Origin of the sequence: Paraburkholderia sp. HC6.4b (assembly GCF_014200875.1) — a bacterium.
In the GTDB taxonomy this organism is placed as follows: domain Bacteria; phylum Pseudomonadota; class Gammaproteobacteria; order Burkholderiales; family Burkholderiaceae; genus Paraburkholderia; species Paraburkholderia tuberum.
The window spans coordinates 468,731-474,874 of sequence record NZ_JACHDC010000002.1 but is presented as its reverse complement, the minus strand read 5'-3'; the positions used below and the strand labels follow the sequence as shown (position 1 = coordinate 474,874).

Annotated in this window: 6 protein-coding genes; 3 read left to right on the top strand and 3 right to left on the bottom strand. The window is 63.1% G+C overall.

The genetic code is table 11. The features are described from left to right. The first annotated feature begins 118 nt into the window (after positions 1 to 118). Positions 119 to 406, top strand: coding sequence for a hypothetical protein (locus HDG34_RS04415; protein WP_184058040.1), 288 nt, complete (start codon positions 119 to 121; stop codon positions 404 to 406). 797 nt (positions 407 to 1,203) lie between these two features. On the opposite strand, the gene HDG34_RS04410 is transcribed toward HDG34_RS04415, so the two are convergent. Next, positions 1,204 to 2,421, bottom strand: a complete 1,218-nt coding sequence (locus HDG34_RS04410) for an FAD-dependent monooxygenase (protein WP_090807791.1) — start codon at positions 2,419 to 2,421, stop codon at positions 1,204 to 1,206. A gap of 173 nt (positions 2,422 to 2,594) precedes the next feature. Here HDG34_RS04410 and HDG34_RS04405 point away from each other — a divergent pair, with 173 nt between their 5' ends. Further along, on the top strand, positions 2,595 to 3,539 hold the full coding sequence (locus tag HDG34_RS04405) for a LysR family transcriptional regulator (protein WP_184058006.1): 945 nt from the start codon (positions 2,595 to 2,597) through the stop codon (positions 3,537 to 3,539). A 36-nt stretch (positions 3,540 to 3,575) separates the two neighbouring features. Here HDG34_RS04405 and HDG34_RS04400 read toward each other — a convergent pair whose 3' ends face one another. Then, complete coding sequence (locus HDG34_RS04400; RefSeq protein ID WP_184058004.1) at positions 3,576 to 4,160, bottom strand: dihydrofolate reductase family protein; 585 nt, start codon at positions 4,158 to 4,160, stop codon at positions 3,576 to 3,578. A 535-nt stretch (positions 4,161 to 4,695) separates the two neighbouring features. Here HDG34_RS04400 and HDG34_RS38890 point away from each other — a divergent pair. Further along, the gene (locus HDG34_RS38890; protein WP_311735640.1) at positions 4,696 to 4,878 is read left to right on the top strand and encodes a hypothetical protein; all 183 of its coding nucleotides are present in this window, start codon (positions 4,696 to 4,698) and stop codon (positions 4,876 to 4,878) included. A 187-nt stretch (positions 4,879 to 5,065) separates the two neighbouring features. On the opposite strand, the gene HDG34_RS04390 is transcribed toward HDG34_RS38890, so the two are convergent. Further along, positions 5,066 to 6,133 carry a rhodanese-like domain-containing protein gene (locus HDG34_RS04390; RefSeq protein WP_184058002.1) on the bottom strand — a complete coding sequence of 356 codons (1,068 nt, stop codon included), beginning with the start codon at positions 6,131 to 6,133 and terminating at the stop codon, positions 5,066 to 5,068. Positions 6,134 to 6,144: the final 11 nt, after the last annotated feature.

Here is a 6,144-nt window from a genome sequence, read left to right as displayed (position 1 = left end):
CCAGGCGTATGTGGCTCGGCACACTTCGGTGCGCAACCCACGATACCCGAGACGGGCCCCTGCGGTCTTCACTCAGCAGCGACCATTATGTCTAGTCGCGGCCGTCGCCGCACTCTCGCTGTCGGGCGGCGCTTATGCGCAGGCGGCCGGAGGCCAGAGCGGCAGCGGTTCGACCGGCACAGCCGGCAGCACGGCTAGTCCGTCGAACCAGATGAACGGCGCAACCACGGGCGGCTACGGCATGCCAGGCACCACCAACTCGGACAGCGGCATGGGCGCCAAGGCACCGAACTCGGGCCTGCCGAGCAGCAATAGCAGCTCGACGTCTGACACCACCGCCGCTCCCAAGAGCAACAACACGCTGGCGACCCCGAGCGTGGTGTCGCCAGCCGCTACCGGCCATTGACAGCTGGTAGAAATGACCGTCAGCCGCGAATCAGCGCAAGCACAAAGGGCTGCGATCGCAGCGACATAGGTGCAATTGCCACCGGCGCGCAGTTTCCCGGATATCAGGCGCTAGCCAATACGACCGATCTACGCGGTTCCACGCTGTCGCTATTCGACATTTCTCCACCGGGAATTACGCGCCGGGTTTCTAGGCAACGCGTGAACTCCAGGATTTACGGCTCGCATCGGAAGCCGCAGAGCCGGGTAGGCCGCGCGTTGCCGGTCACTCGATGCCGTGCAGGAGCGTATGGCCGTCACACGCGAACCCATTTTTCACAATATCGATGCCAGTTTGGGCAATCGAAGCAAAAGTCCAGCAAGCAGATAGCACAACGCGCAAGCGACGCTACCCGTGACCTCGAACTTCAGCAGAGGAGCTGCGGGTACGTTTCTCCACGCCAACGCGACGGCAACCAGAACGGGCGGAGGGATAACGTAGATCGTGCAGGCACGTCGCGACAGCGGCTGCCACGCGCCAACGAGTCTGTCGAAGCGTCGCTGGAAATTGCTTGCGAGAAATAATATTGTTCCCCACGCGACAAATGGCTCCCAGAACGCCTAGACGATTGCCAGCGGACGACCGCTCAATTCAGGAAGGTATGCGCCAAGAAAGTAGACGAGCGGCAATATAGGTAACGTGATCAGGGTGACGCGCCACTCGGTCTATGGGTTGCATGTGACGCGTAGTGGCTGGAGAGAGGCGCCTGGCATAAGCATGCGGCCCACCGCCTCCCTATTGAAGCCTCATGGAGAGGCTCAAAGCCACGTGCCGCCTTGTCGCGCGCTCGGCTCTTGCGCAAGCGCATCGAAATCGTGAATCCAGTCGAGGTGATGCAGCATGCTGTCGCGCGCCCCTAGCCGCGCGTTGCGTTCCTGCGCGGCGGGGCCGTCCGGCAGATGCAGCACGTCCGCGGTGCTGATCGACGCGTACTGCACTTTGCGCGTGCGGCCCCGGCGCAGACGCTCGTAGGCTTCCTGCGCTTCTCGCCACTTGCCTGGGCCCGCCTTGGCGAGTTGCGCGGCCAGCACCACGGCATCCTCGATCGACTGGTTGGCGCCCTGGCCGTGATGCGGCACGAGCGCATGCGCGGCATCGCCGATCAGCGTCACGCGGCCCTTGCTCCAGCGGCCCAGCGGCGGACGGTGAAACAGGCCCCAGCGCTGACTGATCGGCACGGCCGTGATCATCTGCACGACGGCCGGATGCCAGTCCTTGAACAGGCGCAGTTGCTCGCCTTCGGTCGACGGCATGACCCAGTCGCGCGACGGCCACGGCGACGGATGACGCTCGACCAGCAGGAAGTTCTGATCGCCCTTGTCGCCGATCGGATAATGCAGCAGATGGCCGCCGGGCCCGACCCAGAACTGGATCGTCTCCGGATCGGGCAACAGGTCCATGCGCTCGGCCGGCACGATGCCACGAAAGCCCGAGCAACCGGAATACAGCACGTCGTCGTAGCCGAGCATCCAGCGTCGCGTGATCGAGCGTGCGCCGTCGGCGCCGATCACGAGATCGGCATCGATGCGCCGACCGTTGTCGAACGCGAGACTCACGCGATCGGGATGCTGCACGAGATCGATCAAGCGATGGCTGAGCTCGATGTGCTCGAGACCAACTGCCTTCGACAGCACCGCCTGCAGATCGGCGCGATGAACGCCCCAGTACGAGCCACCGAACTGCTCGCGATAGCTGGGCATGCCGCGATGATGTCCAATGACGCTGCCGCTGCGGCCATCACGATAAATGAGCCCGGGTACTTCGGCGCACACGTTTTCGAACGCAGAGCGTAGCCCCATGCGCTCGTAAAAGCGCGTCGCGTTGGCCGACAGTGCGACGGCCGCGCCCACTTCGCGCAACTCATCGGTCTGCTCGTAGAGTTGCGCATCGATGCCATGTTCGCGTAGTGCGAGCGCCAGCGTAAGGCCGCCGATGCCGGCGCCGACGATCGCGATGCTCAGATCCATCCGGTTCATGATTGTGTCTCCAATATGCGGGTTTATCGATTCGGGCCACTCTGGAACGCGCGCCCGGCGCGTCGCATGCGGATACCGTGTTGGTATTTTCAGCACTAGACGATCATTGCTCAATAAGATGAAATGAATCTACTTCATCACTGAAATGAATGACCTTAGGTCATGCCGAGACCATGGAACTGAGCGATCTCGATCTCAACCTGCTGCTGCTGTTCCAGCGGCTGATGCAGGAGCGGCGCGTGGCGAGCGTCGCCGAGCAAATGAACATGAGCCAGCCGGGCGTCAGCAATGCGCTCGCGAAGCTGCGCCGCCTGCTCGGTGATCCGCTGTTCGTGCGGGCGCCGGGCGGCGTGGTGCCTACCCCGTTCGCGCTGCGTCTCGCGGAACCGGTCTCGCAGGCGCTCTCCACCTTGCACGCCGCGCTCAATCCGGTGACGGGCTTCGATCCGCTGCGCGAGATCCGTACGATGACGATCGGTATGACCGACATCGGCGAAGTCGTGTTTTTGCCCGCATTGCTGGAACGATTGTCGCGCGTCGCGCCAGGCATCGCGATGAATACGGTGCGCAATACGAGCGTCAATCTGAGCAACGAAATGGCCGACGGCCGGGTCGACCTGGCGATCGGTCTGTTGCCGCAGTTGAAGGGTGGTTTCTATCAGCGGCGTCTGTTCGATCAGCGCTACGTCTGTCTGTTCAGACGCGCTCACCCACTCGAGGACGCGCCGCTCACGCTTTCCGCGTGGCGCGAAGCCGAGCATCTGGTGGTGGTGTCGGCCGGCACCGGCCACGGTCAAGTGGACGAGTGGCTAAAACGGCGCGGCGTGCGGCGTCAGGTGCGACTGACGGTGCCGCACTTCATGAGCGTCGGCTACATCCTGCAACGTACCGACCTGATCGCCACGGTGCCCGAGCGCCTCGCTCTGGAGTTGGCCACGCCGTTCTCGCTCAGCCTGCGCGCGCTGCCGATGACGCTGCCCGCCGCGCCGATCCATTTGTTGTGGCACGAGCGCGTCCATCAGGATGAAGGCAATCGCTGGCTGCGGGAGGTCGTGATCGACCTGTTCGCCGATACCGTGGCGCGTGGCAGGCGAGCGCGGGACGTGAGGAAGCAATAGGCCTTCGTTTGTAAGCGTCGATCGGAAGCTTCGCGCTTACTCGAACGTTCCGGTTCGGACTTCGCCGTTGCGGGTGTAGCGCGTGATCAGCACGCCGCCGGGGGTGCTCGTCGCGTGTGCCAGCGTGAAGGCGGACGCTTGCGCATCGTTGCCGAACAGGCGTTTGCCGTGCCCGAGCATGACGGGATAAATCAGGAGTTGGAGTTCATCCACGAGGCCCGCCGCCAGCAGTTGGCGCACCATGTCGCCGCTGCCGAACGTCAATAGATCGGCACCGTCCTGAAGTTTCAGCGCGCGTATCGCGTCGGCAAGGTCGCCCTTCAGTGCATGACTGTTGTGCCAACCGAGCGTATCGGATCGATGCGTGGCCACGTGCTTGCGGACCTGATTGAACTGGTCGGCCATGTCGCGGTTGCGTGAATCGGCCGGTACATATGGCCAATACGACGCGAATATGTCGTACGTGCAACGCCCTAGCAGCAACTCGAACGGCTGCGCGAGCAGATGATGCACACTTGCGCCGACCGCTTCGTCGGCGTAAGGGACGATCCAGCCACCCAAACGAAAATCACCACTGGCATCCTCCTCGGGCGCACCGGGTGAAGCCGCGCGAGCGAGCATCGCGCGGTCGGCGCACAATGGCTGGACCCACGGGTGCCTGCGCCGCAGGTGTGAAGGTGCGCACCACTCGCCAGCGCATGGTCGGAAGATCGCCCGACACAGTGATGCGGACATAGCAGCCGGCGTAACGTCCGGTCGCCCGTGGCATTTCGTTCGATGGCCGATGGGTCTCAGCGGCCGTATTTGGCGTGCCCGTGCGACGCGTGGCAAGACGCGAAGCAGCCGCTTCTGCCAGACAATACAAAAAAAGCACTGCTGTGGCCTGCCCACACAGTGCACAAAGACAACATCACCAGAAACATGTCCGTACCTTCAGCAACGACCGGATCGTGCGATTCCGCGCGGTCATTCACCCAACCGAAAGTGCTCGTCATTGTGGCGACCGTATGCTGCCTGCTGTGGGGCAGTTCGTACCCGGCAATTTAAATTGGCTATGCGTTGCTCGCAATCACGCAAAACGATATTCCTTCAAAGCTGATCTTCGCAGGCTACCGGTTCGTGCGGTCTCGCCTACACGACCGGCGTTCGCGGTTCGATCCTGAATTCGACAACGACCTTCTTCAGTGCGCTGCTTGCCCATTTCATCTACAAGAACGACAAGGTCTCGCCACGCAAGGCACTTGGATGCCTGCTGGGATTCGTCGGCGTGATGGTCGTCAATTTTGGCGGCGGTCTGTTTGAATTTGCGTTCACCTTTTGCTATCCGCGATATGTCTGAACGAGAACATCATGGAATTGAAGAATCTCGTCGCGCTGGTGGCTCGTATGCGGGGGATCTGGCTGGTCACGCGGCCGGCGCAACGGAGCGCTGGCTATTCGAGGGCTGGCGCGGCTTTGGGGCAAGGTCGAGGCTGTCGCCAAGGCCAAGGCTGAGCTTGTGGGGGTTCCGAAGCGCCGACTCCCCCTCAAACACTATCCGACGCAACCGGCAACCCCTCCGTCCTCCACCGCAGCATCCCACCGGCAAGATTCGCCACCTTGCCGAACCCCGCCTTCGTCAGCAACACGCTTGCCTGCGCCGAGCGCACGCCGGACCGGCACACCGCGACCACCGGCCGCTCGCGCTCCAGTTCATCGAGCCGCCCCGTCAATTGCGACAGCGGCACCAGCTTCGCGCCAGGCAGATGACCCAAACGATCGATGAACTCGGGCGCCTCGCGCACATCGACGATCTGAAACGCGGCGCCATGCTCGAGCAGCGCCATCGGCTCGATTTCCCACACGCCGCTAAAGCGCAGCGTCAACGGTGCCCAATCCGGCGTTTCGGTCGCAACTTCGGCGCCGCCTTCCGGCTGCCCGCAACGCATGTTTGCGGGCACCGCGACCGCCATCTGCTTCGGATGCGGCAAATTCAGGTTGTTCATGTACCCGGCGAAATCACCGACGTCGACGTCGCCGCCCAGACGCGGATTGAAGCGCCGCTCCTCGGTCACGCTCGTCACCGTGATGCCGCGATAATCGTGCGCGGGATAGAGGAGGCAGTCGTCCGGCAGTGACAGGATCTGCTCGCGCACGGACGCGAACAACTGCTGCGGACTGCCCTGCTGGAAATCGGTGCGGCCACAGCCGCGAATCAGCAGGCTGTCGCCGGTAAAGGCCATGCTCAGATCGTCGAGCACGTAGGTCAGGCAGCCGTTCGTATGGCCAGGCGTCGCGCGCACGCTCAGATGACGCGTGCCGAAGTCGATCCGATCGCCATGCGCGAGCGCTCGCGTGACGCCTTTCGCCTCGACGACCCCGGCAAGCCCGATCTCGCTGCCGCAACGCAAACGCATGCGCCACGCGCCGGTTACGTGATCAGCGTGCACGTGGGTATCGAGCGTCGTGAGCAGCCATAGGCCCAGCTCGCGCAGCAGCGCCTGATCGCGCGGCACCTGCTCGTAGACGGGGTCGATGAGCACCGCCTCGCCGCTGTCGCCGAGTAAGTACGTATAGGTCGACGAAGCAGGATCGAACAGCTGACGAAAAATCATCTGTATCCCTT

Coding starts and splice junctions, on each gene's coding strand:
- HDG34_RS04410 (WP_090807791.1), bottom strand. CDS start 2,421: ATGAACCGGATGGATCTGAGCATCGCGATCGTCGGCGCCGGCATCGGC.
- HDG34_RS04405 (WP_184058006.1), top strand. CDS start 2,595: ATGGAACTGAGCGATCTCGATCTCAACCTGCTGCTGCTGTTCCAGCGG.
- HDG34_RS04400 (WP_184058004.1), bottom strand. CDS start 4,160: ATGCTCGCTCGCGCGGCTTCACCCGGTGCGCCCGAGGAGGATGCCAGT.
- HDG34_RS04390 (WP_184058002.1), bottom strand. CDS start 6,133: ATGATTTTTCGTCAGCTGTTCGATCCTGCTTCGTCGACCTATACGTAC.